At 46.5% G+C, this 23,819-nt stretch carries 36 protein-coding genes; all 36 read right to left on the bottom strand.

The annotated features are described in order from the left end of the window. Window positions 1-86: 86 nt before the first annotated feature. Window positions 87-458, bottom strand: coding sequence for a 50S ribosomal protein L17 (rplQ, locus tag KNP98_RS14575; RefSeq protein ID WP_023466649.1), 372 nt, complete (start codon window positions 456-458; stop codon window positions 87-89). Window positions 459-492: 34 nt separating this feature from the next. Further along, the gene (locus KNP98_RS14570) at window positions 493-1,437 is read right to left on the bottom strand and encodes a DNA-directed RNA polymerase subunit alpha (RefSeq protein ID WP_029332273.1); all 945 of its coding nucleotides are present in this window, start codon (window positions 1,435-1,437) and stop codon (window positions 493-495) included. Between the two features lie 137 nt (window positions 1,438-1,574). Further along, window positions 1,575-1,970 carry a 30S ribosomal protein S11 gene (rpsK, locus tag KNP98_RS14565; protein WP_029332272.1) on the bottom strand — a complete coding sequence of 132 codons (396 nt, stop codon included), beginning with the start codon at window positions 1,968-1,970 and terminating at the stop codon, window positions 1,575-1,577. A 16-nt stretch (window positions 1,971-1,986) separates the two neighbouring features. Further along, entirely contained in the window at window positions 1,987-2,352 is a 366-nt protein-coding gene (gene rpsM / locus KNP98_RS14560; RefSeq protein WP_012369033.1) for a 30S ribosomal protein S13, read from the bottom strand. A gap of 20 nt (window positions 2,353-2,372) precedes the next feature. After that, complete coding sequence (gene rpmJ, locus KNP98_RS14555) at window positions 2,373-2,486, bottom strand: 50S ribosomal protein L36 (protein WP_003156543.1); 114 nt, start codon at window positions 2,484-2,486, stop codon at window positions 2,373-2,375. Window positions 2,487-2,519: 33 nt separating this feature from the next. Further along, complete coding sequence (infA, locus tag KNP98_RS14550) at window positions 2,520-2,738, bottom strand: translation initiation factor IF-1 (RefSeq protein WP_012369032.1); 219 nt, start codon at window positions 2,736-2,738, stop codon at window positions 2,520-2,522. A 150-nt stretch (window positions 2,739-2,888) separates the two neighbouring features. Continuing rightward, window positions 2,889-3,641, bottom strand: coding sequence for a type I methionyl aminopeptidase (gene map, locus KNP98_RS14545; RefSeq protein ID WP_029332271.1), 753 nt, complete (start codon window positions 3,639-3,641; stop codon window positions 2,889-2,891). After that, window positions 3,641-4,288 carry an adenylate kinase gene (locus KNP98_RS14540; RefSeq protein WP_026834297.1) on the bottom strand — a complete coding sequence of 216 codons (648 nt, stop codon included), beginning with the start codon at window positions 4,286-4,288 and terminating at the stop codon, window positions 3,641-3,643. Before KNP98_RS14540 ends, map begins: the two co-directional genes overlap by 1 nt. Before the next feature lie 72 nt (window positions 4,289-4,360). Beyond that, complete coding sequence (gene secY, locus KNP98_RS14535) at window positions 4,361-5,650, bottom strand: preprotein translocase subunit SecY (protein ID WP_088836008.1); 1,290 nt, start codon at window positions 5,648-5,650, stop codon at window positions 4,361-4,363. Beyond that, window positions 5,650-6,090 (bottom strand): 50S ribosomal protein L15, encoded by a 441-nt coding sequence (rplO, locus tag KNP98_RS14530; RefSeq protein WP_029332269.1) that lies wholly within the window; start codon window positions 6,088-6,090, stop codon window positions 5,650-5,652. The genes secY and rplO overlap by 1 nt, the downstream gene beginning before the upstream one ends. A gap of 35 nt (window positions 6,091-6,125) precedes the next feature. After that, window positions 6,126-6,311, bottom strand: a complete 186-nt coding sequence (gene rpmD, locus KNP98_RS14525) for a 50S ribosomal protein L30 (RefSeq protein WP_012369027.1) — start codon at window positions 6,309-6,311, stop codon at window positions 6,126-6,128. Between the two features lie 18 nt (window positions 6,312-6,329). Further along, window positions 6,330-6,830: a 30S ribosomal protein S5 gene (gene rpsE / locus KNP98_RS14520; RefSeq protein ID WP_012369026.1), complete on the bottom strand. Its 501-nt coding sequence runs from the start codon at window positions 6,828-6,830 to the stop codon at window positions 6,330-6,332. Between the two features lie 22 nt (window positions 6,831-6,852). Further along, window positions 6,853-7,203 (bottom strand): 50S ribosomal protein L18, encoded by a 351-nt coding sequence (gene rplR / locus KNP98_RS14515; RefSeq protein WP_029332268.1) that lies wholly within the window; start codon window positions 7,201-7,203, stop codon window positions 6,853-6,855. 37 nt (window positions 7,204-7,240) lie between these two features. Beyond that, window positions 7,241-7,777 (bottom strand): 50S ribosomal protein L6, encoded by a 537-nt coding sequence (rplF, locus tag KNP98_RS14510; protein WP_029332267.1) that lies wholly within the window; start codon window positions 7,775-7,777, stop codon window positions 7,241-7,243. Between the two features lie 31 nt (window positions 7,778-7,808). Next, window positions 7,809-8,207 (bottom strand): 30S ribosomal protein S8, encoded by a 399-nt coding sequence (rpsH, locus tag KNP98_RS14505; protein ID WP_012369023.1) that lies wholly within the window; start codon window positions 8,205-8,207, stop codon window positions 7,809-7,811. Between the two features lie 31 nt (window positions 8,208-8,238). After that, a complete protein-coding gene (gene rpsN, locus KNP98_RS14500; RefSeq protein ID WP_012369022.1) occupies window positions 8,239-8,508 on the bottom strand; it encodes a 30S ribosomal protein S14 in 270 nt (89 codons plus the stop codon). Between the two features lie 14 nt (window positions 8,509-8,522). Beyond that, complete coding sequence (gene rplE / locus KNP98_RS14495; RefSeq protein ID WP_029332266.1) at window positions 8,523-9,062, bottom strand: 50S ribosomal protein L5; 540 nt, start codon at window positions 9,060-9,062, stop codon at window positions 8,523-8,525. 31 nt (window positions 9,063-9,093) lie between these two features. Beyond that, window positions 9,094-9,405 carry a 50S ribosomal protein L24 gene (gene rplX, locus KNP98_RS14490; protein ID WP_029332265.1) on the bottom strand — a complete coding sequence of 104 codons (312 nt, stop codon included), beginning with the start codon at window positions 9,403-9,405 and terminating at the stop codon, window positions 9,094-9,096. Between the two features lie 34 nt (window positions 9,406-9,439). Further along, a complete protein-coding gene (rplN, locus tag KNP98_RS14485) occupies window positions 9,440-9,808 on the bottom strand; it encodes a 50S ribosomal protein L14 (RefSeq protein ID WP_012369019.1) in 369 nt (122 codons plus the stop codon). A 48-nt stretch (window positions 9,809-9,856) separates the two neighbouring features. Continuing rightward, on the bottom strand, window positions 9,857-10,120 hold the full coding sequence (gene rpsQ, locus KNP98_RS14480; RefSeq protein ID WP_014969155.1) for a 30S ribosomal protein S17: 264 nt from the start codon (window positions 10,118-10,120) through the stop codon (window positions 9,857-9,859). Between the two features lie 31 nt (window positions 10,121-10,151). After that, a complete protein-coding gene (rpmC, locus tag KNP98_RS14475) occupies window positions 10,152-10,355 on the bottom strand; it encodes a 50S ribosomal protein L29 (protein ID WP_012369017.1) in 204 nt (67 codons plus the stop codon). Further along, window positions 10,342-10,779 carry a 50S ribosomal protein L16 gene (rplP, locus tag KNP98_RS14470; protein WP_012369016.1) on the bottom strand — a complete coding sequence of 146 codons (438 nt, stop codon included), beginning with the start codon at window positions 10,777-10,779 and terminating at the stop codon, window positions 10,342-10,344. Before rplP ends, rpmC begins: the two co-directional genes overlap by 14 nt. A 33-nt stretch (window positions 10,780-10,812) precedes the next feature. After that, on the bottom strand, window positions 10,813-11,469 hold the full coding sequence (gene rpsC / locus KNP98_RS14465; protein WP_026834299.1) for a 30S ribosomal protein S3: 657 nt from the start codon (window positions 11,467-11,469) through the stop codon (window positions 10,813-10,815). 12 nt (window positions 11,470-11,481) lie between these two features. Beyond that, complete coding sequence (rplV, locus tag KNP98_RS14460; RefSeq protein ID WP_029332264.1) at window positions 11,482-11,814, bottom strand: 50S ribosomal protein L22; 333 nt, start codon at window positions 11,812-11,814, stop codon at window positions 11,482-11,484. 20 nt (window positions 11,815-11,834) lie between these two features. Further along, window positions 11,835-12,113, bottom strand: a complete 279-nt coding sequence (rpsS, locus tag KNP98_RS14455; protein WP_012369013.1) for a 30S ribosomal protein S19 — start codon at window positions 12,111-12,113, stop codon at window positions 11,835-11,837. A 63-nt stretch (window positions 12,114-12,176) separates the two neighbouring features. Beyond that, a complete protein-coding gene (gene rplB, locus KNP98_RS14450) occupies window positions 12,177-13,007 on the bottom strand; it encodes a 50S ribosomal protein L2 (protein WP_029332262.1) in 831 nt (276 codons plus the stop codon). A 32-nt stretch (window positions 13,008-13,039) separates the two neighbouring features. After that, window positions 13,040-13,324 (bottom strand): 50S ribosomal protein L23, encoded by a 285-nt coding sequence (gene rplW, locus KNP98_RS14445; RefSeq protein WP_029332261.1) that lies wholly within the window; start codon window positions 13,322-13,324, stop codon window positions 13,040-13,042. After that, the gene (gene rplD / locus KNP98_RS14440) at window positions 13,324-13,947 is read right to left on the bottom strand and encodes a 50S ribosomal protein L4 (RefSeq protein WP_029332260.1); all 624 of its coding nucleotides are present in this window, start codon (window positions 13,945-13,947) and stop codon (window positions 13,324-13,326) included. Before rplD ends, rplW begins: the two co-directional genes overlap by 1 nt. Before the next feature lie 29 nt (window positions 13,948-13,976). Continuing rightward, complete coding sequence (gene rplC / locus KNP98_RS14435; protein WP_029332259.1) at window positions 13,977-14,603, bottom strand: 50S ribosomal protein L3; 627 nt, start codon at window positions 14,601-14,603, stop codon at window positions 13,977-13,979. Between the two features lie 68 nt (window positions 14,604-14,671). Continuing rightward, complete coding sequence (gene rpsJ, locus KNP98_RS14430) at window positions 14,672-14,980, bottom strand: 30S ribosomal protein S10 (RefSeq protein WP_029332258.1); 309 nt, start codon at window positions 14,978-14,980, stop codon at window positions 14,672-14,674. Between the two features lie 316 nt (window positions 14,981-15,296). Then, on the bottom strand, window positions 15,297-16,484 hold the full coding sequence (gene tuf, locus KNP98_RS14425; RefSeq protein WP_088836007.1) for an elongation factor Tu: 1,188 nt from the start codon (window positions 16,482-16,484) through the stop codon (window positions 15,297-15,299). Window positions 16,485-16,601: 117 nt separating this feature from the next. After that, the gene (fusA, locus tag KNP98_RS14420) at window positions 16,602-18,680 is read right to left on the bottom strand and encodes an elongation factor G (RefSeq protein WP_029332256.1); all 2,079 of its coding nucleotides are present in this window, start codon (window positions 18,678-18,680) and stop codon (window positions 16,602-16,604) included. A 124-nt stretch (window positions 18,681-18,804) separates the two neighbouring features. Further along, window positions 18,805-19,275, bottom strand: coding sequence for a 30S ribosomal protein S7 (rpsG, locus tag KNP98_RS14415; protein WP_023466623.1), 471 nt, complete (start codon window positions 19,273-19,275; stop codon window positions 18,805-18,807). Window positions 19,276-19,324: 49 nt separating this feature from the next. Further along, a complete protein-coding gene (gene rpsL, locus KNP98_RS14410) occupies window positions 19,325-19,747 on the bottom strand; it encodes a 30S ribosomal protein S12 (RefSeq protein ID WP_012369004.1) in 423 nt (140 codons plus the stop codon). 125 nt (window positions 19,748-19,872) lie between these two features. After that, window positions 19,873-20,124, bottom strand: coding sequence for a ribosomal L7Ae/L30e/S12e/Gadd45 family protein (locus KNP98_RS14405; RefSeq protein WP_088836006.1), 252 nt, complete (start codon window positions 20,122-20,124; stop codon window positions 19,873-19,875). 80 nt (window positions 20,125-20,204) lie between these two features. Continuing rightward, on the bottom strand, window positions 20,205-23,804 hold the full coding sequence (gene rpoC / locus KNP98_RS14400; RefSeq protein ID WP_088836005.1) for a DNA-directed RNA polymerase subunit beta': 3,600 nt from the start codon (window positions 23,802-23,804) through the stop codon (window positions 20,205-20,207). Window positions 23,805-23,819 lie beyond the last annotated feature (15 nt).

Raw genomic sequence — 23,819 nt, 5'->3', positions numbered from 1 at the left:
TCCTTCATCAAATCAATTAATTCCATTTGTAACAAAAGGGCAGAAGCGAGTTACGCACTGCCCTTTTATAACGAATCATTTAAAAATTAAACGAGTTCGATGATGACCATTTCTGCGCCGTCACCACGACGTGGTCCCATTTTCATGATGCGTGTGTAACCACCTTGACGCTCAGCAAAACGTGGAGCAACATCAGCGAATAATTTTTGGATCGCGTCTTGTGCTTTGCCCTCTGCGTTTTGACCAGCAGCTTCACGGCGAACGAACGATGCAACTTGACGACGAGCGTGGAGATCACCGCGTTTACCTAAAGTGATGAGTTTCTCAACGACTGGACGAAGTTCCTTCGCTTTTTGTTCTGTAGTTTGGATACGCTCATTGATGATGAGATCAGTCGCAAGGTCACGCAAAAGTGCCTTACGTTGTGAGCTTGTACGGCCTAATTTCGAGTATGCCATGGATGGATTCCCTCCTTCGTGCAATTAATAGTTTTTAGTCTTCTTTACGCAAACCAAGTCCGAGTTCGTCGAGCTTCGCTTGAACTTCTTCGAGTGATTTACGTCCGAGGTTACGAACTTTCATCATCTCGTCTTCGCTCTTATTCGCGAGTTCTTGAACCGTATTGATACCAGCGCGTTTCAAACAGTTGTACGAACGAACTGAAAGATCGAGTTCTTCGATCGTCATTTCAAGTACTTTTTCTTTTTGATCTTCTTCCTTTTCGACCATGATTTCGGCATGGAGCGCTTCGTCCGTAAGACCAACAAAGATGTTTAAGTGTTCTGTCATGATTTTCGCACCGAGTGACACTGCTTCTTCAGGGCGGATTGAACCGTCCGTCCAAACATCAAGCGTCAATTTATCGAAGCTCGCATCTTGACCGACACGTGTTTTTTCAACTTGATAGTTTACACGTTGAATTGGCGTGTAAATCGAATCAATTGGGATCACACCGATTGGCATATCGTCCCGTTTGTTATCTTCAGCCTGAACATACCCACGACCGCGACGAGCTGTCAGACGCATATGAAGTGATGCACCTTCTGCAAGTGTTGCAATGTGAAGTTCTGGGTTGAGGATTTCGACGTCGCTGTCATGCGTAATGTTTGCCGCAGTAACAACGCCAGCGCCTTGAATATCGATCTCAAGTGTTTTCTCTTCTTCCGAGTAAACTTTGAGGGCGAGTTTCTTAAGGTTCAAGATGATTTGGGTAACGTCTTCTACAACGCCATCAATCGTCGAGAACTCATGAAGAACGCCATCGATTTGGACTGCAGTGACTGCAGCACCCGGAAGTGAAGATAATAGGATACGACGCAATGAGTTACCAAGCGTTGTACCGAATCCACGCTCAAGCGGTTCTACTACGAATTTACCAAACGTAGCGTTTTCGCTTAATTCGACCGTTTCAATCTTCGGTTTTTCGATTTCGATCATCTGAACCCCTCCTTGAATATCGTCCTGTTGGCCATCGCGTTCAATCGCCAACCGTCTCGTGTACGTGTCTACTGCTTGATTTGGTCAAACGATCAACAAAAGTCTACTCGATTTCCCGCTTTGCAGTACAAGACGGGTTACACGCGACGACGTTTTGGAGGGCGGCAACCGTTGTGTGGAACTGGAGTTACGTCACGGATCGCTGTAACTTCGAGACCGATTGCTTGAAGCGCACGGATAGCAGCTTCACGACCTGCACCAGGACCTTTAACGTTGACTTCTACAGTACGCATACCGTTGTCCATTGCAGTTTTTGCAGCTGTTTCAGAAGCAAGTTGTGCTGCGAATGGAGTCGATTTACGTGAGCCTTTGAAGCCCATGTTACCTGCAGTTGCCCAAGAGATTGCATTCCCTTGCACATCAGTGATCGTAACGATTGTGTTGTTGAATGTTGAACGGATATGCACGATACCAGACTCAATATTCTTTTTGACTTTACGTTTACTACGAACGTTCTGTTTACGTTTTGCCATATTAGTTTACCCTCCCTTACTTCTTCTTGTTCGCTACTGTACGGCGTGGGCCTTTACGAGTACGCGAGTTGTTTTTAGTGTTTTGACCACGAACTGGAAGACCACGACGGTGACGAACACCACGGTAGCAACCGATTTCGATCAAACGTTTGATGTTGAGTGAGATTTCACGACGAAGGTCACCCTCAACTTTTACTTTATCTAAACCATCACGAAGTTGGTTGAGTTGTTCTTCAGTCAATTCACGAGTACGAGTATCTTCAGAGATACCAGCTTCTTTCAAGACTTTCTGAGCAGTCGTTTTACCAACACCATAGATGTAAGTGAGTGAGATAACGATGCGTTTCTCACGTGGAATATCTACACCAGCAATACGTGCCATGTGTGCACCTCCTTGTTTAATTACCCTTGTTTTTGTTTATGCTTAGGGTTTTCGCAAATAACCATTACTTTGCCTTTACGGCGGATAACTTTACACTTTTCACAGATCGGTTTAACCGAAGGTCTTACTTTCATTGTGAATACCTCCTCCTGAAAAAATCGGAGTTTTTATTTGAAACGGTATGTGATCCGTCCGCGAGTTAAGTCGTATGGTGACAACTCAACTGTTACTTTATCTCCTGGTAAAATCCGAATGAAGTGCATCCGAATTTTTCCTGAGACGTGCGCGAGGACCGTGTGGCCGTTTTCTAACTCCACCTTAAACATCGCATTTGGAAGTGGTTCGATAACCGTACCTTCCACTTCGATTACATCTTGTTTCGCCATCAATTATACCCCTTTCTCTATAAAGTTGATTGGGAGCCCAGACGATTTGTAGCGCTTAGGGGCTTTCTACAGTAGCCGTTGAGAGATCATCGGTCACAAACACGAGTGGATAGCGGCTTATAGAAAGGTGACACCAATAACGCGCACAGCTCACTCTGCATCGACCGTTAAGATCTCGTAGCCGTCGTCTGTGATGGCGATGGTGTGCTCAAAGTGGGCGCACATGCTACCGTCCACTGTCACTACCGTCCAATTGTCGGATAGTGTGCGAACATAGCGTTTCCCGACGTTGACCATTGGCTCAATCGCCAGTGTCATGCCGGTTTTCAGGCGCGGCCCTTTCCCCGGTGGTCCATAATGTGGGATTTGCGGATCTTCATGCAAATTTTGTCCCACGCCGTGGCCCACATATTCGCGGACTACAGAAAAATTCGCTGCTTCGACATGTGACTGAATCGCATGCGAAATATCTGTCAGGTGCACACCAGCTTTGGCGCGCTCCAATCCTTTATACAGAGATTCTTCAGTTACGTCAAGTAACTGCTTTGTCTCTTCAGAGATTGTACCGACCGGATATGTCCAGGCTGAATCTCCGTGATATCCATTATACTCCGCCCCGATATCAATCGAGATGATGTCTCCATCGTGGAGTACGCGGTCACCCGGAATACCATGGACAAGTTCTTCATTTACTGATGCGCAGATGCTACCAGTAAACCCATTATAACCTTTAAACGATGGTGTTGCCCCTTGACTTCGAATATAACGTTCAGCGATCGCGTCGAGTTGCCCCGTCGTGATGCCTGGACGAATGTGAGCTTTAAGCTCCTTATGCGTCCGAGCGACGATTTGTCCTGCCTTACGCATAATGTCGATTTCACGCGGCGCTTTCGTAATGATCATTACTGACCACCAAGAAGTGCTTGAACATCGGAGTAAACTTCATTAATCGGACGATCACCGTCCAAATTACGAAGATACCCTTTTTCAGCGTAAAAGTCAATCAAAGGTTGCGCTTGCGCGACGTTGACTTCAAGACGACGGCGAACCGTTTCTTCTTGATCATCTTCACGTTGAACAAGTGCTGATCCGTCGATATCACAGACACCTTCCACTTTTGGTGGGTTATAGATGACGTGATACGTTGCTCCACATGTCGGGCAAATCCGGCGGCCTGTCAAACGAGGGACAAGTTTCTCCGGGTTGACACCGATGTGAATGACGTGATCGATTTGTTTGTTAAGATCCGCAAGTAATGCTTCAAGAGCATCTGCTTGTTTCACTGTGCGTGGGAAACCGTCAAGAAGAAAACCATTTGCACAGTCTTCTTTGGCGAGACGTTCACGTACGATGCCGATTGTGACTTCATCCGGAACGAGTTCCCCTTTATCCATGTACGATTTCGCTTCCTGCCCGAGCGGTGTTTGATCTTTGATCGCCGCGCGGAACATGTCGCCTGTCGAGATGTGTGGAATGGCGTAGTCTTCGATAATTTTCGCAGCCTGCGTTCCTTTTCCAGCACCCGGCAAGCCCATCAATACAAGATTCATGTCGGTAGCCTCCACTTCTATAGACTCTATAGACACAACAGAAAGGAAAGGGATGGTCCCCTTCCTCCCGCCTTATCGGATAAAGCCTTTGTAGTGTCGTTTAACCAGTTGACTTTCAATCTGTTTCATCGTCTCAAGACCTACACCGATGACAATCAGCAAGCTTGTTCCACCAATTTGCACCGAGTTCGGTAAACCAGCGAACTTAATAAAGAACGTTGGCGTTACCGCGATGACAGCAAGGAAGAGCGAACCGAAGAATGTCAGACGATAGAGGATCTTCGTGATGTATTGTTCCGTTTGCTTACCAGGACGGATACCAGGAATGTACCCGCCTTGTTTTTGAAGGTTCTCTGCCATTTGTTCCGGGTTGACCTGAACGAATGTGTAGAAGTACGAGAAGGCGATGATCAATGCAACATAAATCGACATTCCGATTGGACTCGTATAGTCGAAGATGTCACGAATTTTCGTCGCGTTTTCCGGACTCGCAAAGAAACTTGCAATCGTTGGTGGAGTCACCATGAACGATACCGCGAAGATAACTGGGATAACACCAGCAGCATTCAGCTTCATCGGCAAGTGTGTCGATTGGCCGCCTACTGGCGCACGGTTCACCGTACGCTTAGCGTACTGAATCGGAATCTTACGTGCAGCTTGCTGCACATAGATGACACCGACGATGACCGCAATGATGATTAAAAGCAACAGTACGATATAAAGCACATTGACGAACAAAGCATCCCCTGCATTTTGGAGCTTTGTTTCGTAAATCTGGCGGAACGCGTTCGGGAAGCCTGCGACAATCCCAGCGAAGATGATCATTGATATCCCGTTACCAATGCCCTTCTCCGTAATGAGTTCACCGAGGAACATCAAGAACGCTGTACCAGCCGTCAAAACAAGTGCAATCATAACGTACGTCCAGGTGCCAAAATCTTCATTGACAAGACCTGGATAGATACGGTTAAATCCAAGCGCGATTCCAAACGCTTGGACTAAGCCGAGTACGATCGTTCCATAGCGCGTTACCGTTGCTAACTTCTTACGGCCCGCCTCTCCTTGTTTTGCCCATTCGGCAAACTTTGGAACAACGTCCATCTGTAAGAGTTGGACAACGATCGAGGCCGTAATATACGGCATGATTCCCATCGCAAAGAGTGAGAAATTCTGCAAAGCATTCCCGCCGAAGGAGTTCAAGAATCCGAGAATACCATTCTCGTCAATCTTGAATACTTCAGTGTTTACCATCGGCACTGGGATATGCGCTCCGATCCGGAACACGATAATCAGGGCCAAGGTAAAGAGAATGCGCCGACGGATGTCGGCTACGCGCCACATATTGGAGATCGCTTGAAACATTAGATCACCTCAACCGTACCGCCGGCAGCTTCGATCGCTTGCTTCGCAGCTTCGGAGAACTTGTGAGCTTTTACTGTCAGTTTCTTTTCAATCTTGCCGTTTGAAAGGATCTTAACGCCGTCTTTCATACCTTTGACTGCGCGAGTCTCGATAAGAAGTTCAGGAGTTACTTCAGTTCCTTCTTCAAAACGGTTAAGTGTGTCAAGGTTGATAACCGCGAACTCTTTACGAGTCGGGTTGTTGAAGCCGCGTTTTGGTAAACGACGGAAAAGTGGGTTTTGTCCACCTTCGAAACCTGGACGAACACCACCGCCTGAACGAGCTTTTTGACCTTTGTGACCACGGCCAGAAGTCTTACCGTTACCAGAAGACATACCGCGACCTACACGGTTGCGTTCTGAACGTGAACCAGCAGCTGGTTTCAATTCATGGAGTTTCATAGTGGGGCACCTCCTCATAAAATTATATCGTTCTATTACTCTTGAATTTCTTTAACTGTCAATAAGTGTGACACGTGGTTAATCATCCCACGCATAGCAGCGTTGTCAGGTACGACAACCGTTTGGTGCATCTTACGGAGACCAAGCGTACGAGTAGTAACGCGTTGGTTCTCCGGACGACCGATCATGCTGCGTGTGAGGGTAACTGCGAGTTTCGCCATCTGTATTCCCTCCCTTTCTTAACCGCGAAGTTCTTCGACGGTTTTACCGCGGAGTTTCGCAACGTCTTCAGCACGTTTAAGTGAAGTGAGACCTTTAACAGTCGCACGAACCATGTTGATTGGAGTGCTTGATCCAAGTGATTTCGAAAGAATGTCGTTGATTCCCGCTAATTCGAGAACCGCACGAACTGGGCCACCAGCGATGACTCCAGTACCTTCAGAAGCAGGTTTCAAGAAGACGTGACCTGCACCGAAAATTCCGTTGATTTCGTGTGGAATTGTAGTGTTAACGATTGGAACGTTAACCATGTTTTTCTTTGCATCTTCGATTGCTTTACGGATCGCTTCAGGCACTTCCTGAGCTTTACCCGTACCGAAACCTACGTGACCATTCTTGTCACCTACGACGACGAGTGCAGCAAAACGGAAGCGACGGCCACCTTTTACTACTTTCGCGACGCGGTTTACAGTAACAACGCGTTCTTCGAGTTGATCCATGTTAATTTCTAACTGGCGCATGTAGAGGTTCCCTCCTTTTCTATTAGAATTTGAGACCAGCTTCACGAGCTGCTTCAGCTACAGCTTTGATACGTCCATGATAGAGATATCCTCCACGGTCGAAAACGACTGTTTCAATACCTTTTTCAAGAGCGCGTTCAGCTGCGAGCTTACCGACTGCTGTTGCAGCGTCAGCTGTGTTGCCTTTTTCAAGATCGAGTGATGATGCAGATGCGAGTGTTGCATGTGTTGCATCGTCAATGACTTGTACGTAAATGTTCTTGTTCGAACGGAATACGTTCATGCGTGGACGTGTTGCAGTCCCGATGATTGTACGACGTACACGACCATGACGCTTTTTACGCGTAGCGTTTTTGTCTGCCTTTGAGATCATTTATGCCACTCCTTTCCGGTCAATTCGTATCAACGAATTACTTACCTGTTTTACCTTCTTTACGACGAACGACTTCATCACTGTAACGAATTCCTTTACCTTTGTACGGCTCAGGTTGACGGTACGAACGAATCAATGCAGCAACGTGTCCAACACGCTCTTTGTTGATTCCGCGGATGATGATTTGCGTATTCGTAGGAACTTCGACTTCAATGCCTTGTTCCGGAGTGTACTCGATTGGGTGTGAGTAACCGAGGTTGAGTACGATTTTGTTACCTTGCTTTTGAGCACGGTAACCAACACCTTGGATATCAAGTGTCTTAGCAAAACCGTTGTTTACACCTTCGACCATGTTCGCGATAAGCGCACGAGTCGTTCCGTGAATTGTACGGTTAGCCTTTTCGTCGTTTGGACGAACGACAGTCAATTCATTACCTTCTACGTTGATAGCCATAGTCGGGTTGAACTCACGTGTGAGTTCACCTTTAGGACCTTTTACTGTAACTGTGCTGTTTTCAACTGTTACTGTAACGCCTGCTGGGATAACGACCGGCTTTTTACCAATACGTGACATTTAAGACACCTCCGTTCTTTTTATGCGTGAATTACCAGATGTATGCGATCACTTCGCCGCCGACTTTTTGTTGGCGAGCTTCTTTGTCTGTCATAACACCTTTAGATGTTGAAACGATAGCGATTCCGAGACCACCGAGTACTTTCGGGATTTCATCAGCTTTCGCGTAAACGCGAAGACCTGGTTTCGAGATACGTTTGAGTCCAGTGATAACGCGTTCGTTGCTTGCGCCATACTTAAGGAATACGCGGAGCGTACCTTGTTTGCTGTCCTCGAGATATTCAACATCGCGGATGAAACCTTCACGTTTGAGGATTTCAGCGACTTCACGTTTGATTGTAGAAGCTGGCATTTCCAACTTCTCATGGCGAACCATGTTTGCATTACGAATGCGTGTAAGCATATCTGCAATCGGATCTGTCATAACCATGCGATGTACCTCCTTTCACAACTTTAATGAATTACCAGCTTGCTTTTTTAACACCAGGGATTTGACCTTTATGAGCAAGATCACGGAACTTAATACGGCTGATACCGAATTTACCAATGTAACCGTGTGGACGGCCAGTGATACTGCAACGGTTGTGTAAACGAACCGCTGAAGAGTTACGTGGGAGTTTGCTCAAGCCGATGTAGTCGCCTTGTGCTTTCAATTCTGCGCGTTGTTCAGCGTAGCGCTCTACGAGTGCTTGGCGTTTTACTTCACGTGCGATCATTGATTTCTTAGCCATGTGTGCGGCCTCCCTTATTTTTGGAATGGCATGCCGAGTGCTGTGAGAAGCTCACGAGACTCTTCATCCGTATTAGCAGTAGTTACGATAACGATGTCCATACCACGGACTTTAGATACGCGATCGTAGTCGATCTCTGGGAAGATCAATTGTTCCTTCACGCCTAGCGTGTAGTTACCACGGCCATCGAATGATTTCTTCGATACACCACGGAAGTCACGTACACGTGGAAGTGACACGTTGATCAACTTGTCGAGGAATTCGAACATGCGCTCTCCGCGAAGTGTAACCTTCGCACCGATTGGCATACCTTCACGAAGTTTGAAACCAGCGATTGATTTCTTAGCTTTCGTGATGAGTGGCTTCTGACCAGTGAGGAGCTGAAGCTCTTCTACTGCCATGTCAAGTGCTTTCGTGTTCGTAACAGCGTCACCAACACCCATGTTGATTACGATCTTATCGACTTTCGGCGCTTGCATTACAGAAGTATAGTTGAATTTCTCCATCATTACTTTGACGATTTCGTCTTGGTATTTAGCTTTTAAACGGTTCATCAGAAAGTGGACCTCCTTTCTTTAAATCTTCTTATTTATCTAAAGCTTCGCCCGATTTTTTAGCGATACGTACTTTCTTGCCGTCAACCACAGTGAAACCAACGCGTGTTGGAGTTCCTGTCTTAGGGTCGATGAGCATAACGTTCGATACGTGAATCGGTGCTTCTTTCTCGACAATTCCGCCTTGCGGGTTAAGTTGAGAAGGTTTTGTGTGTTTTTTGATCATGTTAACGCCTTCGACGATAACGCGATCTTTTTTAGGCATAGCAGTAAGAATAACGCCTTGTTTGCCTTTATCTTTACCAGTCATAACCTGAACTTTATCACCTTTTTTGACATGCATCGTTAGAGCACCTCCTTGTAGGAATTCTTTGGAATTAAAGTACTTCCGGTGCCAACGAGACGATCTTCATGAAGTCTTTTTCACGAAGTTCGCGTGCGACTGGTCCGAAGATACGTGTGCCACGTGGGCTTTTATCATCTTTGATGATGACTGCTGCATTTTCGTCAAAACGGATGTACGAACCGTCTTTACGACGAACGCCACGTTTAGTACGAACGACTACTGCGCGTACAACTTCACCTTTTTTGACAACGCCACCTGGTGTTGCTTGTTTAACTGTGCAAACAATTACGTCACCGATGTTAGCAGTTTTGCGACCAGATCCACCGAGGACTTTGATCGTCAAGACTTCACGAGCTCCTGAGTTGTCTGCTACTTTCAAGCGAGATTCTTGTTGAATCATACGATTGTACCTCCCTCCGGATGTTTATTCATCCGAACTAATTAGAGTTTAGATGATTACTGCTTTTTCGACGACTTCTACGAGACGGAAACGTTTGTCCTTAGAAAGTGGACGTGTTTCTTGAATGCGTACAACATCACCGATTTTAGCTGTGTTGCTTTCATCATGCGTTTTATACTTCTTAGAGTAGTTTACGCGTTTGCCGTAGAGCTTGTGCTTTACTTTAGTCTCAACTGAAACAACGATCGTTTTATCCATTTTGTCAGATACGACGCGTCCAGTTAATACTTTGCGGTTGTTAGTGCGTTCCATTGAGTGTTCCTCCTCTCAGAATCCGAGTGAATTATGCGTTGTTGATGCCGAGTTCGCGTTCACGAAGAACGGTTTTCGCGCGTGCAATCGACTTGCGCACTTCACGGATACGAGCAGGGTTCTCAAGCTGACCAGTCGCGAGTTGGAAACGAAGGTTGAACAACTCTTCTTTCCACGAACCGACTTTACCGTTGAGCTCTTCTGTAGTTTGCTGACGGAGATCAGTTGCTTTCATTCGTATCACCACCATTTTCTTCACGTTTTACGAACTTACATTTTACTGGAAGTTTGTGTGATGCAAGACGGAGAGCTTCGCGTGCGATCTCTTCCGATACTCCTGCGATTTCGAACATTACTTTCCCCGGTTTAACGACTGCAACCCAGCCCTCCGGAGCACCTTTACCTGAACCCATTCGGACTTCAAGAGGTTTTTTAGTGTATGGTTTATGTGGGAAAATCTTGATCCACACTTTACCACCACGTTTCATATAACGAGTCATCGCGATACGCGCTGATTCGATTTGACGGCTAGTGATCCAGCTAGCTTCTTGAGCTTGGATACCGAACTCGCCGAAGTGTACTGTAGTACCACGTTTCGCTTTACCACGCATGTTGCCGCGGTGAACACGACGATATTTTACACGTTTTGGTAACAACATGTTGTGTTGCCTCCTTCCCTAGACGGATGTGGATTATTGTTCGTTAGATGCTGCTTTTTTAGTAGGAAGCACTTCACCGTGGTGGAGCCATACTTTTACGCCAATTTTGCCGTAAGTTGTATCAGCTTCAGCAGTACCGTAATCGATGTCTGCACGGAGTGTATGAAGTGGAACTGTTCCTTCTGAATACTTCTCTGAACGAGCGATATCAGCGCCACCAAGACGACCAGAAACTTCAGTCTTGATTCCTTTGATACCTGAACGCATAGAACGTTGGATTGATTGCTTCATTGCACGACGGAAAGATACGCGGCCTTCAAGTTGGCGAGCGATGTTTTCAGCGACAAGTTTAGCAACTGCATCCGGGTTTTTCACTTCAACGACGTTAACGTGAACGCGTTTGCCTTTTGCAAGGTTAGTGATGTCTGTACGAAGTGTTTCGATTTCAGAACCGCCTTTACCGATAACCATACCAGGTTTAGCAGTGTGAAGTGAAATGTTCAAGCGGTTTGCAGCGCGCTCGATTTCAATTTTAGAAACACTAGCGTCTTTAAGACGTTTTTCGATATATTCACGAACTACGTAGTCTTCATGAAGGAGATCAGCATAGTCTTTATCTGCGAACCAACGTGATTCCCAGTCTTTGATGATACCTACGCGAAGACCAGTTGGGTTAATCTTCTGACCCACGGTAATCCCTCCTTATTTTTCAGATACCACGATGTGAACGTGGCTCGTACGTTTGTTGATACGGCTTGCGCGACCCATTGCACGTGGGCGGAAACGTTTGAGCGTTGGACCTTCGTTGACGTAAGCCTCTGTTACTACGAGGTTTTCGATGTTCATGTCGAAGTTGTGCTCAGCGTTCGCGATTGCCGATTTCAATGCTTTTTCAACGATTGGCGTTGCTGCCTTGTTCGTGTAAGCAAGAATCGAAAGAGCTTCGCCGATTTGCTTCCCGCGGATTAAGTCTACTACGAGACGTGCCTTACGAGGAGCAATGCGAACCATATTAGCCGATGCTTTTGATTGCATAATGAGTACCTCCCCTCAGATTAACGTTTCGTCTTCTTATCGTTACCAGCATGTCCTTTATAAGAACGAGTTGGCGCGAATTCACCAAGTTTGTGACCGACCATATCTTCTGTCACGTAAACCGGTACGTGTTTACGACCATCGTAGACAGCGATCGTGTGACCGATGAACTCTGGGAAGATTGTCGAGCGGCGTGACCAAGTTTTGATAACATGCTTGTCACCAGCTTCGTTGGCTTTATCAACCTTAGCGAGCAAATGGTGATCTGCAAATGGACCTTTTTTCAAGCTGCGACCCATAGTTGTACCTCCCTTTGGCATGATTCAGGAACGGTTCCTACGAACCGTTCAGAAATCACGTAATTATTTTTTAGAACGGCGGACGATGTATTTATCGCTCGCTTTGTTTTTCTTACGAGTTTTGTATCCGAGTGCCGGTTTACCCCAAGGAGTAAGTGGGCCCGAACGACCGATTGGAGCACGTCCTTCACCACCACCGTGTGGGTGATCAACTGGGTTCATTACAGAACCACGAACTGTAGGACGTTTTCCGAGCCAGCGTGAACGACCAGCTTTACCGATATTGACGAGCTCATGCTCTTCATTACCGACAGCGCCGATTGTAGCACGGCAAGTAGCAAGGATCATACGTGTTTCGCCTGATTGAAGACGAACAATCGCGTATTTACCATCTTTACCGAGAAGCTGAGCAGAAGTACCAGCTGAACGAACGAGCTGACCACCTTTACCAGGCTTAAGTTCGATATTGTGGATCAACGTACCAACTGGGATGTTTACAAGTGGAAGAGCGTTACCGACTTTAATGTCAGCTTCTGCTCCTGACATGATTTGCATGTCAACTTTCAATCCTTTAGGTGCGAGGATGTAGCGTTTTTCACCATCGATGTAGTGTACAAGAGCGATGTTTGCAGAGCGGTTCGGATCGTACTCGATTGTAGCGATACGGCCAGCGATGCCATCCTTGTTACGTTTGAAATCGATGATACGGTATTTACGTTTGTGTCCGCCACCTTGGTGACGTACTGTCAAGCGACCTTGGTTGTTACGTCCGCCCTTTTTCGAAAGCTTTTCAGTTAACGATTTTTCAGGACGTGAAGCCGTAATTTCAGCAAAGTCGAGTGCAGTCATGTTACGACGACCGTTAGTGGTCGGTTTAAACTTTTTAATTCCCATCGAGAGTTCCCTCCTTTTCTACAGAGTACCGATTAACCGAGGTAATCGAGTTCTTTGCTATCTGCAGTAAGCGTGACGACCGCTTTTTTGCGGCGTGCTGTGTAACCAGCGTGACGACCTACGCGTTTTGCTTTTGGTTTTGAGATAAGTGTGTTGATTTTTTCAACTTTAACGCCGAAGATCGCTTCAACAGCATCTTTGATTTGAGTCTTAGATGCCTTCACGTCTACTTCGAACGTGTACTTTTTCTCAGCCATTTGGTTCACTGAGCGTTCAGTAATTACAGGACGTTTGATAATGTCGTGTGTATGTGCCATTATGCAAGCACCTCCTCTACTCTCGCAACTGCATCCTTCGTGAAGATGACTTTGTCGTGTCCGACAAGATCAAGGACGTTTACTCCAGCAGCGTCAACGACTGTGACACCAGGAATGTTGCGTGTTGAAAGAACGACTGTCTCGTTGTAATCAGCAGTAACGACAAGAACTTTACGTTCGATTGAAAGAGCAGCGAAGACCGAAATCATATCTTTTGTTTTCGGAGCATCGATTGTCAAACCTTCAAGAACGATGAACTCGTTGTTAGCGACTTTCGAAGAAAGTGCTGAACGTAATGCGAGACGACGAACCTTTTTAGGAAGTTTATAAGCGTACGAACGTGGTGTTGGACCGAAGACTGTTCCACCGCCAACCCATTGTGGCGAACGGATCGAACCTTGGCGTGCACGACCAGTACCTTTTTGTTTCCATGGTTTACGGCCGCCACCGCGAACTTCCGAGCGACCTTTTGTATCATGTGTACCTTGGCGACGTGAAGCTTGTTGCATGACGATTGCATCGTATACGACTGCTTCGTTTGGCTCGATTCCGAAAACGGCATCTGCGAGCTCAATATCTCCAACTTGTGTACCTGTTTGGTTAAGCAAAGCTACTTTAGGCATTCGTTATTCCTCCTTTCCTTGCAAACGGATTAGTTGCCTTTAACCGCAGTTTTGACGACAACTTGGCTCTTACGTGCGCCTGGGATAGCACCCTTGACGAGGAGTAAGCCACGTTCTACATCAACTTTTACGATTTCAAGGTTTTGAACAGTGATTTGTTCTCCACCCATGCGTCCTGGGAGCAATTTCCCTTTGAATACACGGTTTGGAGCGACAGGACCCATTGAACCTGGGCGACGGTGGTAACGCGAACCGTGAGCCATTGGACCACGTGATTGGTTGTGACGCTTGATTGCTCCAGCGAAACCTTTACCTTTCGACGTACCTGTTACATCAACCATTTCGCCTGCAGCGAAAGTATCTGCTTTAATCTCTTGACCGATTTCGAAATCTGTTACAGATGTACGGATTTCTTTAATGAAGCGCTTAGGTGTCGCACTTGCTTTCGCAGCGTGACCTTTTTGCGGTTTGTTTTGACGACCTTCTTTGATATCACCAAAGCCGAGTTGGACTGCTTCGTAACCGTCCACTTCCATTGTCTTCAATTGAAGAACAACGTTACCTTCTACTGAAACGACAGTAACTGGTACTACTTCGCCTGACTCGTTGAAGATTTGTGTCATACCGAGTTTAGTTCCTAAGATTCCTTTAGCCATGAGATACACCTCCTAATATTGAATGATTTTGATCTTCTGGCTAGTATCAACTATTTATAGAAGAAAAATTAAAGTTTGATTTCAATGTCAACGCCCGACGGAAGTTCAAGACGCATAAGCGCATCAACTGTTTTCGGTGTTGGGTTAACGATGTCGATCAAACGTTTGTGTGTACGCATTTCGAACTGCTCACGAGCATCTTTGTACTTGTGAACGGCACGAAGTACTGTGTAGATCGCTTTCTCCGTTGGGAGTGGGATCGGTCCAGATACAGTAGCACCAGAACGTTTTGCTGTGTCGACAATCTTCTCAGCCGATTGATCAAGCACGCGGTGATCGTATGCTTTCAAACGGATCCGAATTTTTTCATTTGCCATGTTGTTTCCCTCCTTTTCGCCTATTTCGTAAATAGACATTCTCCGCGGAAATTTCCACACTAGCCATGGCAATGCCGCCTGGTGTGTCATAACCTCCCGCTTCATCGCGTTGTGTTTGTGACCAACATATTCTAGTTTACTTAATTCCAAGCAAGAATGCAAGCAAAATAAATTAGAACTTGTTTTCAAGTCTCTCACCACTCGCACAAACACTTTCCTCAGTATATAAGATGTCTGACCATGTTGCAAGACTGTTTTTCAGAAAACAAAAAAAGGTCTTCCGTCACGGGAGACGGAAGACCTTTTTGCTTAAAAATTACTCAACGATTTCTGTAACTGATCCAGCGCCTACTGTACGGCCACCTTCACGGATTGAGAAACGAGTTTCTTTTTCAAGAGCGATTGGTGCGATGAGTTCAACAGTCAATTCGATGTTGTCCCCAGGCATAACCATTTCAGTACCTTCAGGAAGTTGGCACATACCAGTTACGTCAGTTGTACGGAAGTAGAACTGTGGACGGTAGTTACCGAAGAATGGCGTGTGACGGCCACCCTCTTCTTTTGAAAGGATGTAAACTTGCGCTTTGAAAGTTTTGTGCGGTGTGATTGTGTTTGGTTTCGCGAGAACTTGTCCACGCTCGATGTCGTCACGTGATACACCACGAAGAAGAGCTCCGATGTTGTCGCCAGCTTCAGCATAGTCAAGAAGCTTACGGAACATCTCTACACCAGTACATACTGATTTTTTAGTTTCTTCGTGAAGACCAACGATTTCGATCTCGTCGTTGACTTTAAGAACTCCACGCTCAACGCGGCCAGTAGCTACTGTACCACGACCAGTGATTGAGAAAACATCCTCAACTGGCATCATGAAGTCTTTTTCAGTGTCGCGAGTTGGCTCAGGGATGTACTCATCAACAGCTGTCATGAGTTCCATGATTTTTTCTTCCCATTTAGCTTCGCCGTTAAGCGCGCCGAGAGCAGATCCTTGGATAACTGGGAGGTCATCGCCTGGGAAGTCATACTCAGAAAGAAGTTCGCGAATTTCCATTTCAACGAGTTCAAGAAGCTCTTCGTCGTCAACCATGTCGACTTTATTCATGAATACTACGATGAAAGGAACACCTACTTGACGTGAAAGCAAGATGTGCTCACGTGTTTGTGGCATTGGACCATCAGTTGCAGAAACAACGAGGATCGCGCCGTCCATTTGTGCAGCACCAGTGATCATGTTTTTAACATAGTCAGCGTGACCTGGGCAGTCAACGTGTGCATAGTGGCGTTTTTCTGTTTCGTACTCGATGTGAGCTGTTGCGATAGTGATACCGCGCTCGCGCTCTTCTGGAGCACCATCGATTTGGTCAAACTTAGTTGCAGCTTTACCTTGTGATTTTGCAAGTACAGCTGAGATAGCTGCTGTTAAAGTTGTTTTACCGTGGTCGACGTGGCCAATTGTACCAACGTTAACGTGCGGTTTAGAACGGTCGAATTTTTCTTTACCCATTCTGAATTCCTCCTCTATGTGTCTAATAATTTTTTATAACTAGGAAGGTGAATCGTCGAATAACGTACACCTTCCTTAGCTTACACTAATCAAATAATCGTGACAACCTGTGAAGGATTAGCCGTTTGATTTTTTGATGATTTCTTCAGCAACTGATTTCGGTACTTCTTCGTAGTGATCGAAGTGCATTGAGTACGTACCGCGACCTTGTGTGCGCGAACGAAGTCCTGTTGCATATCCGAACATTTCCGAAAGTGGAATCATCGAGCGAACGACTTGTGCGTTCCCACGAGCTTCCATACCTTCAACGCGTCCACGGCGTGACGTAACGTCACCCATGATGTCTCCCATGTATTCGTCTGGGATGACGATTTCAACTTTCATCATTGGCTCAAGGATAACAGCGCCGCTCTTATCTTTAAGTTGTTTGACTGCCATTGAAGCCGCGATTTTAAATGCCATCTCGTTTGAGTCGACATCGTGGTATGAACCGAAAACGAGTGCTGCTTTAACGTCAACTACTGGATAACCAGCAAGGATACCGTTTTGAAGTGCTTCTTCGATTCCGTTTTCAACCGCTGGGATGTATTCACGCGGAACAACACCACCGACGATTTTGTTGTTGAACTCGAAGCCAGCACCTTCTTCGTTCGGCTCGAATTCTACGACGACGTGACCATACTGACCACGACCACCTGATTGACGAGCGAACTTAGAATCGATTTTCGCTGCTTGGCGAATCGTTTCACGGTAAGCTACTTGTGGAGCACCAACGTTAGCTTCGACTTTGAACTCGCGACGCATACGGTCAACGATGATGTCGAGGTGAAGCTCACCCATACCTGAGATGATCGTTTGACCAGTCTCTGGGTTTGTTTCAGTGCGGAACGTTGGATCCTCTTCAGCAAGCTTAGCAAGTGCTTGACCCATTTTATCTTGGTCGGCTTTCGTTTTTGGTTCGATTGCGACCGAGATAACTGGTTCTGGGAATGTCATTGATTCGAGAACGACGTTGTCTTTCTCAGAACAAAGCGTATCACCAGTAGTCGTATCTTTAAGACCTACAGCTGCAGCGATGTCACCAGCGAAGACCATTGGGATCTCCTCACGGCTGTTCGCGTGCATTTGAAGGATACGTCCAAGACGCTCACGTTTACCTTTTGTTGAGTTCTTAACGTATGATCCTGCCGAAGCTGTACCAGAGTACACACGGAAGAACGTTAATTTACCAACATACGGGTCAGTCATAACTTTGAATGCAAGTGCAGAGAATGGCGCTTCGTCAGTAGACTCACGAACGATCTCTTCATCTGTATCCATGTTAATTCCTGTGATTGCTTTTACGTCGACTGGTGATGGGAGGTAGTCAAGGACTGCGTCAAGCATAAGCTGGACACCTTTGTTCTTGAATGCCGAACCAACGAGTACAGGGTAGAAATCAACTGTAAGAGTCGCTTTACGGATACCCGCTTTTAACTCTTCGATTGAAATTTCCTCGCCCTCGAGGTATTTCATCATCATTTCTTCTTCGTAATCCGCAACAGCTTCGATTAATGATGCACGAAGTTCTTCAGCTTCGTCTGCGAATTCTGCAGGGAAACCATCCGTTACTTCGATATCAGTACCGATGTCGTTACCGTACATGTATGTTTTCTTTTCAACGAGGTCGATGATTCCTTTGAATTCATCTTCAGCGCCGATTGGAATTTGGATTGCGTGTGCGTTCGCTTGAAGGCGATCGCGGAGCGTTCCGACCGAGTACAGGAAGTCTGCACCGATTTTATCCATTTTGTTTACGAAAACGATACGTGGTACGCCGTAAGTTGTAGCTTGGCGCCATACTGTCTCAGTTTGTGGCTCAACACCAGACTGAGCATCAAGTACTGCAACCGCACCATCAAGTACACGGAGTGAACGTTCAACTTCAACAGTGAAGTCTACGTGTCCAGGAGTATCGATGATGTTTACGCGGTTACCTTTCCATTGTGCAGTTGTTGCTGCCGATGTAATCGTGATTCCACGTTCTTGCTCTTGCTCCATCCAGTCCATTTGTGAAGCACCTTCGTGCGTTTCACCGATTTTGTGGATACGACCCGTGTAATAGAGGATACGCTCAGTCGTTGTTGTTTTACCAGCATCGATGTGGGCCATGATCCCGATATTACGGGTGTTCTTAAGGGAGAATTCTCTTGCCATCTTTAAACATTCTCCTTTCGCATTTTAATTTAGTGTACGTGCGTTGCCACACGTCATGACTATACCCGAAAGCCACCTCATATTTCCATACAAAATGGCATAGATGAGGTGGTTAATTCCGGATTTACCAGCGGTAGTGAGCAAACGCTTTGTTCGCTTCCGCCATTTTGTGCATATCTTCGCGCTTCTTAACAGAAGCACCAGTGTTGTTTGCAGCGTCCATGATTTCATTAGCAAGACGAGCATCCATAGTTTTCTCGTTACGGAGACGTGAGTAGTTCACGAGGTAACGAAGTGCGAGTGTCGTACGGCGCTCAGGGCGGACTTCGACAGGAACTTGATAGTTAGCTCCACCTACACGGCGTGCTTTTACTTCAAGAACTGGCATGATGTTGTTCATCGCCTCTTCAAAAACTTCCATTGCATCGCGACCTGAACGTTCAGCGATAGTTTCGAAAGCTTTGTATAAGATTTGTTGAGCAGTACCTTTTTTACCATCTAACATAAGACGGTTGATAAGGCGGGTAACGAGTTTAGAGTTGTAGATCGGATCAGCCATTACATCACGACGTTCTGCTTGACCTTTACGTGGCATTCCGAGTCCCTCCTTTCATATAGTGAGGTGATATCTTCAGATATCTAGATTATTTTTTTGCTGCTTTTGGACGTTTAGTACCATATTTCGAGCGACCTTGCATACGGCCGTCAACTCCAGCTGTATCAAGTGCACCACGAACGATGTGATAACGTACCCCTGGTAAGTCTTTTACGCGGCCTCCGCGAATAAGAACAACACTGTGTTCTTGCAAGTTGTGGCCGATACCTGGGATGTAAGCTGTTACTTCCATTGTGTTCGTCAAGCGTACACGTGCGTACTTACGAAGAGCCGAGTTCGGTTTCTTCGGAGTCATTGTACCTACACGAGTACAAACACCACGTTTTTGTGGTGAGCTGATGTCAGTACGAGCTTTAATGAAGCTGTTGTACCCTTTGTTCAGCGCTGGCGAATCTGATTTCACAACTTTTGATTGACGTCCTTTACGGACCAATTGATTGATAGTAGGCATCTTTGAGATCCTCCCTTCCTGAATTCATGACAAGTTTCAAAACCACCGAGCCGGGTGGTTCATCGAAAGTCATAATGAAACGTTTTGCGTGGCTCAGGCATTCCATCGCCACACAAAACGTATTATCAAACTTTCTTAATGGCAACAGCAGTTGCCGCGACATCGATTCCACAAACCTTACCAAGCTCAAGCTTAGAAGGCACGTTCACAACCGGAACGTTAGCTTGTTTCGCCGCATCGAGCAATGCTTGTTTTACGTGTTCATCTGCGTCATCCGCGATGATCACTTCCGACGCCTTGCCAGATCGCAATGCTTTGAGCGTTTGCTTTTGACCGACAAACTTCAAATCTGCGCCGACTACTTTTTTGTAAGACATGAAGATATCCTCCAAAATAACACGGCCGGTTGGCAACACTATATCATAGTAGCACCGCCATACCGACGTGTCAAGGCGTTTTATTCTACAGGAGAATCTGCTTCTACAGGTGCTTCACCAGCTACTTCGAGTCCGATTTGACGGTAACGTGTCATTCCTGTACCAGCTGGAACTAGTTTACCGATAATAACGTTCTCTTTCAAGCCGCGAAGGTAGTCGCTCTTCCCTTTGATTGCTGCATCCGTAAGGACACGAGTAGTTTCCTGGAACGAAGCAGCTGATAGGAACGAGTCTGTCTCAAGCGATGCTTTTGTAATACCAAGGAGAACTGGTTTAGCGGAAGCGAGTGCTTTTCCTGCACGGAGCGCTTCTTTACATGCTTCTTTAAAGGTACTGATATCAACGAGTGAACCAGGGAGAAGTGTTGTCTCACCTGACTCGATGACGCGAACGCGGCGGATCATTTGACGAACCATGACCTCGACGTGCTTGTCACCGATTTCAACTCCTTGCATCCGGTATACTTTTTGAACTTCCTGAAGAAGGTAGTTCTGAACACCAGATACACCTTTAACGTTTAAGAGTTCTTTCGGATCAATCGATCCTTCTGTGAACACTTGACCGGCAATGACTTCTTCACCGAGTTGGACACGAAGACGCGATCCGAATGGAATCGTGTATGTGCGTGTTTCGCTCAGACCTTGAATCGTCAATTCACGTTTGTCACGCGACTCTGTAAAGTCGATGACTTGTCCGTCGATTTCCGAGATGACCGCTTGACCTTTCGGGTTACGGGCCTCGAACAACTCTTGGATACGTGGAAGACCTTGCGTGATATCATCTCCGGCAACCCCACCTGTGTGGAAGGTACGCATTGTAAGCTGCGTTCCTGGCTCACCGATTGATTGTGCCGCAATGATTCCGACTGCTTCACCGACTTCAACATCGTTACCCGTTGCAAGGTTACGTCCGTAACATTTCTTACAGACACCATGACTCGTGTTACAAGTGAAGGCAGTACGAATTTCAACGTTGTCGATACCAGCGTCCGTAATTGTACGCGCGATATCTTCGTCGATGAGTTCGTTAACAGAAACAAGAACTTCTCCCGTTTCCGGGTGAACGACTTTTTCGAATGCCGTACGTCCGACGAGTCGGTCGTAAAGACTTTCGATTTCTTCCGTTCCTTCGCGAAGAGCCATGACACGGATACCACGATCCGTTCCACAATCATCTTCACGAATGATAACATCTTGCGCTACATCAACGAGACGACGAGTCAGGTAACCTGAATCGGCAGTTTTCAAGGCTGTATCGGCAAGACCTTTACGCGCACCGTGCGTCGAGATGAAGTATTCCTGAACCGTCAGACCCTCACGGAACGAAGATTTGATCGGGAGCTCGATAATCCGTCCACTTGGAGCGGCCATGAGTCCACGCATCCCTGCAAGCTGCGTAAAGTTTGACGCGTTACCACGGGCACCAGAGTCACTCATCATGAAGATCGGGTTTAGACGGTTGAGGGATTTCATCAGACGAGACTGAATTTCATCCTTCGCGTCGTTCCACGACTTGACGACACGCTCATAGCGCTCGTCTTCCGTGATGAGACCACGGCGGTACGATTTCATAACGCGATCCACGTTATCTTGTGCTTCGACCAGGATTTCCTGTTTGTCCGGAAGTACGATGATATCCGAGATACCAACTGTGATACCGGCACGTGTCGAGTGTTTGAAACCAAGGTTTTTCATGCGGTCGAGCATACGGCTCGTCTCCGTCGTTTCGAAACGTTTGAAGACTTCCGCGATGACATTTCCAAGGAATCCTTTTTTGAATGGCTCAATGATTGGACGGTTCTTGATTTCAGCAGCAACATCCGTTCCATTTTCAAGGAAGTACTTCTCAGGCGTTGCTTCCTGTAAGTTACTCATTGTTGGCTCATTCAAGTATGGGAAAGTCGTTGGGAGGATCTCGTTGAAGATCAACTTACCGACAGTCGTAACCAATAATTTCTCGTTTTGTGATTCTGTAAACGTCGGGTTCTTAAGAACGCCGGCAGGAATCGCAACACGTGAATGGAAGTGAACATACCCGTTTTGGTAGGCGATGAGTGCTTCATTCACAGTCGAGAAGATTTTACCTTCACCGATCGCGTTTTCGCGTTCGAGTGTGAGGTAATAGTTACCGAGGACCATATCCTGCGATGGTGTAACAACAGGCTTACCGTCTTTCGGGTTCAAGATGTTTTGTGCAGCGAGCATGAGAAGACGTGCTTCTGCTTGTGCTTCTGCAGAAAGTGGTACGTGGACCGCCATTTGGTCACCATCAAAATCGGCGTTGTAAGCCGTACATACGAGCGGGTGAAGACGAATCGCGCGACCCTCGACAAGTGTTGGTTCGAACGCCTGAATACCGAGACGGTGAAGTGTCGGTGCACGGTTCAAGAGAACCGGATGCTCGCGGATGACTTCTTCAAGTACATCCCAGATTTCAGGTTGAACGCGTTCGATTTTACGTTTCGCACTCTTAATGTTTGGTGCGATACCACGTGAGACGAGTTCTTTCATAACAAACGGTTTGAAGAGCTCAAGGGCCATTTCTTTTGGAAGACCACATTGATACATCTTCAAGTTTGGACCAACGACGATAACCGAACGACCAGAGTAGTCGACACGTTTACCGAGTAAGTTTTGACGGAAACGTCCTTGTTTCCCTTTCAACATATGTGAAAGAGATTTTAATGGACGGTTACCTGGTCCAGTGACCGGACGGCCACGACGACCATTATCGATCAAGGCATCAACCGCTTCTTGTAACATCCGTTTTTCATTCTGAACGATGATGTTCGGAGCGCCAAGGTCAAGAAGACGCTTGAGACGGTTGTTACGGTTGATAACACGACGGTATAAATCGTTTAAATCTGATGTCGCGAAACGTCCACCATCAAGCTGGACCATCGGACGAAGTTCCGGCGGGATGACTGGCAATACTTCGAGAACCATCCATTCCGGGTTGTTGCCTGAGTTGCGGAAAGCATCTAAGACTTCAAGACGTTTGATCGCACGTGTACGACGTTGTCCTTGAATCATTCGAAGGTCTTCACGTAAACCAGCTACTTCTTTTTCGAGTTCAACGTCGCGGAGCAATTTACGAACTGCTTCCGCACCCATTTCAGCTGTGAATGAGCTACCGAATTTCTCACGGTATGCACGGTATTCTTTTTCTGAAAGGAGTTGTTTTTTCTCGAGTGTCGATTCGCCCGGATCTGTAACGACGTACGATGCGAAGTAAATGATCTCTTCGAGCGCACGTGGTGACATATCTAAGACAAGACCCATACGACTTGGGATTCCTTTGAAGTACCAAATGTGCGAAACCGGTGCTGCAAGCTCGATGTGACCCATGCGCTCACGACGGACTTTCGACTTCGTGACTTCAACGCCACAGCGGTCACAAATGATTCCTTTATAACGGATTCGTTTGTATTTCCCACAGTAACATTCCCAGTCTTTCGTTGGACCAAAAATCCGTTCACAGAACAAGCCGTCTTTCTCTGGCTTGAGCGTACGATAGTTGATCGTCTCCGGCTTTTTCACTTCCCCGAAAGACCACGAACGGATCTTTTCGGGGGAAGCGAGGCCGATTTTCATATATTCAAATCTATTAACATCTACCAAGGGGTGGACCTCCCT

Source organism: Exiguobacterium sp. s127, assembly GCF_018618695.1.
Taxonomy (GTDB): domain Bacteria; phylum Bacillota; class Bacilli; order Exiguobacteriales; family Exiguobacteriaceae; genus Exiguobacterium_A; species Exiguobacterium_A oxidotolerans.
Note: the sequence above shows the minus strand (reverse complement) of the source record. Positions and strands in the feature narration are given on the sequence as shown.

Bases quoted from the DNA above. Each gene is read 5' to 3' on its own strand.
- rplQ (WP_023466649.1), bottom strand. From the start codon at position 458: ATGGCATACTCGAAATTAGGCCGTACAAGCTCACAACGTAAGGCACTT.
- KNP98_RS14570 (WP_029332273.1), bottom strand. From the start codon at position 1,437: ATGATCGAAATCGAAAAACCGAAGATTGAAACGGTCGAATTAAGCGAA.
- rpsK (WP_029332272.1), bottom strand. From the start codon at position 1,970: ATGGCAAAACGTAAACAGAACGTTCGTAGTAAACGTAAAGTCAAAAAG.
- rpsM (WP_012369033.1), bottom strand. From the start codon at position 2,352: ATGGCACGTATTGCTGGTGTAGATATTCCACGTGAGAAACGCATCGTT.
- rpmJ (WP_003156543.1), bottom strand. From the start codon at position 2,486: ATGAAAGTAAGACCTTCGGTTAAACCGATCTGTGAAAAGTGTAAAGTT.
- infA (WP_012369032.1), bottom strand. From the start codon at position 2,738: ATGGCGAAACAAGATGTAATCGAAGTGGAAGGTACGGTTATCGAACCA.
- map (WP_029332271.1), bottom strand. From the start codon at position 3,641: ATGATCATTACGAAAGCGCCGCGTGAAATCGACATTATGCGTAAGGCA.
- KNP98_RS14540 (WP_026834297.1), bottom strand. From the start codon at position 4,288: ATGAATCTTGTATTGATGGGCTTGCCGGGTGCTGGAAAAGGAACGCAG.
- secY (WP_088836008.1), bottom strand. From the start codon at position 5,650: ATGTTTCAAGCGATCTCCAATATGTGGCGCGTAGCCGACATCCGTCGG.
- rplO (WP_029332269.1), bottom strand. From the start codon at position 6,090: ATGAAACTCCATGAATTGAAACCAGCTGCTGGTTCACGTTCAGAACGC.
- rpmD (WP_012369027.1), bottom strand. From the start codon at position 6,311: ATGGCGAAACTCGCAGTTACCCTCACACGCAGCATGATCGGTCGTCCG.
- rpsE (WP_012369026.1), bottom strand. From the start codon at position 6,830: ATGCGCCAGTTAGAAATTAACATGGATCAACTCGAAGAACGCGTTGTT.
- rplR (WP_029332268.1), bottom strand. From the start codon at position 7,203: ATGATCTCAAAGGCAGACAAAAACGCTACGCGTAAAAAGCGTCATGGT.
- rplF (WP_029332267.1), bottom strand. From the start codon at position 7,777: ATGTCACGTATTGGTAAAAAGCCGGTCGTTATCCCAGCAGGCGTTACA.
- rpsH (WP_012369023.1), bottom strand. From the start codon at position 8,207: ATGGTTATGACAGATCCGATTGCAGATATGCTTACACGCATTCGTAAT.
- rpsN (WP_012369022.1), bottom strand. From the start codon at position 8,508: ATGGCTAAGAAATCAATGATCGCACGTGAAGTAAAACGCCAAGCACTC.
- rplE (WP_029332266.1), bottom strand. From the start codon at position 9,062: ATGAACCGTTTAAAAGCTAAATACCAAGACGAAATCGTCAAAGTAATG.
- rplX (WP_029332265.1), bottom strand. From the start codon at position 9,405: ATGCATGTCAAAAAAGGTGATAAAGTTCAGGTTATGACTGGTAAAGAT.
- rplN (WP_012369019.1), bottom strand. From the start codon at position 9,808: ATGATTCAACAAGAATCTCGCTTGAAAGTAGCAGACAACTCAGGAGCT.
- rpsQ (WP_014969155.1), bottom strand. From the start codon at position 10,120: ATGGAACGCACTAACAACCGCAAAGTATTAACTGGACGCGTCGTATCT.
- rpmC (WP_012369017.1), bottom strand. From the start codon at position 10,355: ATGAAAGCAACTGATCTCCGTCAGCAAACTACAGAAGAGCTCAACGGT.
- rplP (WP_012369016.1), bottom strand. From the start codon at position 10,779: ATGTTGTTACCAAAACGTGTAAAATATCGTCGTGTTCACCGCGGCAAC.
- rplV (WP_029332264.1), bottom strand. From the start codon at position 11,814: ATGCAATCAAAAGCATCGGCTAATATGGTTCGCATTGCTCCTCGTAAG.
- rpsS (WP_012369013.1), bottom strand. From the start codon at position 12,113: ATGGGTCGCAGCTTGAAAAAAGGTCCATTTGCAGATCACCATTTGCTC.
- rplB (WP_029332262.1), bottom strand. From the start codon at position 13,007: ATGGGAATTAAAAAGTTTAAACCGACCACTAACGGTCGTCGTAACATG.
- rplW (WP_029332261.1), bottom strand. From the start codon at position 13,324: ATGGCACATACACACGACATTATCAAACGTCCTGTAATTACTGAACGC.
- rplD (WP_029332260.1), bottom strand. From the start codon at position 13,947: ATGCCTAAAGTAGCTTTGCTTAACCAAACAGGTACACAAGTTGGAGAT.
- rplC (WP_029332259.1), bottom strand. From the start codon at position 14,603: ATGGCTAAAGGAATCTTAGGAACTAAACTCGGTATGACACAAATCTTC.
- rpsJ (WP_029332258.1), bottom strand. From the start codon at position 14,980: ATGGCAAATGAAAAAATTCGGATCCGTTTGAAAGCATACGATCACCGC.
- tuf (WP_088836007.1), bottom strand. From the start codon at position 16,484: ATGGGTAAAGAAAAATTCGACCGTTCTAAACCGCACGTTAACGTTGGT.
- fusA (WP_029332256.1), bottom strand. From the start codon at position 18,680: ATGGCAAGAGAATTCTCCCTTAAGAACACCCGTAATATCGGGATCATG.
- rpsG (WP_023466623.1), bottom strand. From the start codon at position 19,275: ATGCCACGTAAAGGTCAAGCAGAACGTCGTGATGTAATGGCTGATCCG.
- rpsL (WP_012369004.1), bottom strand. From the start codon at position 19,747: ATGCCTACTATCAATCAATTGGTCCGTAAAGGACGTCAATCAAAAGTT.
- KNP98_RS14405 (WP_088836006.1), bottom strand. From the start codon at position 20,124: ATGTCTTACAAAAAAGTAGTCGGCGCAGATTTGAAGTTTGTCGGTCAA.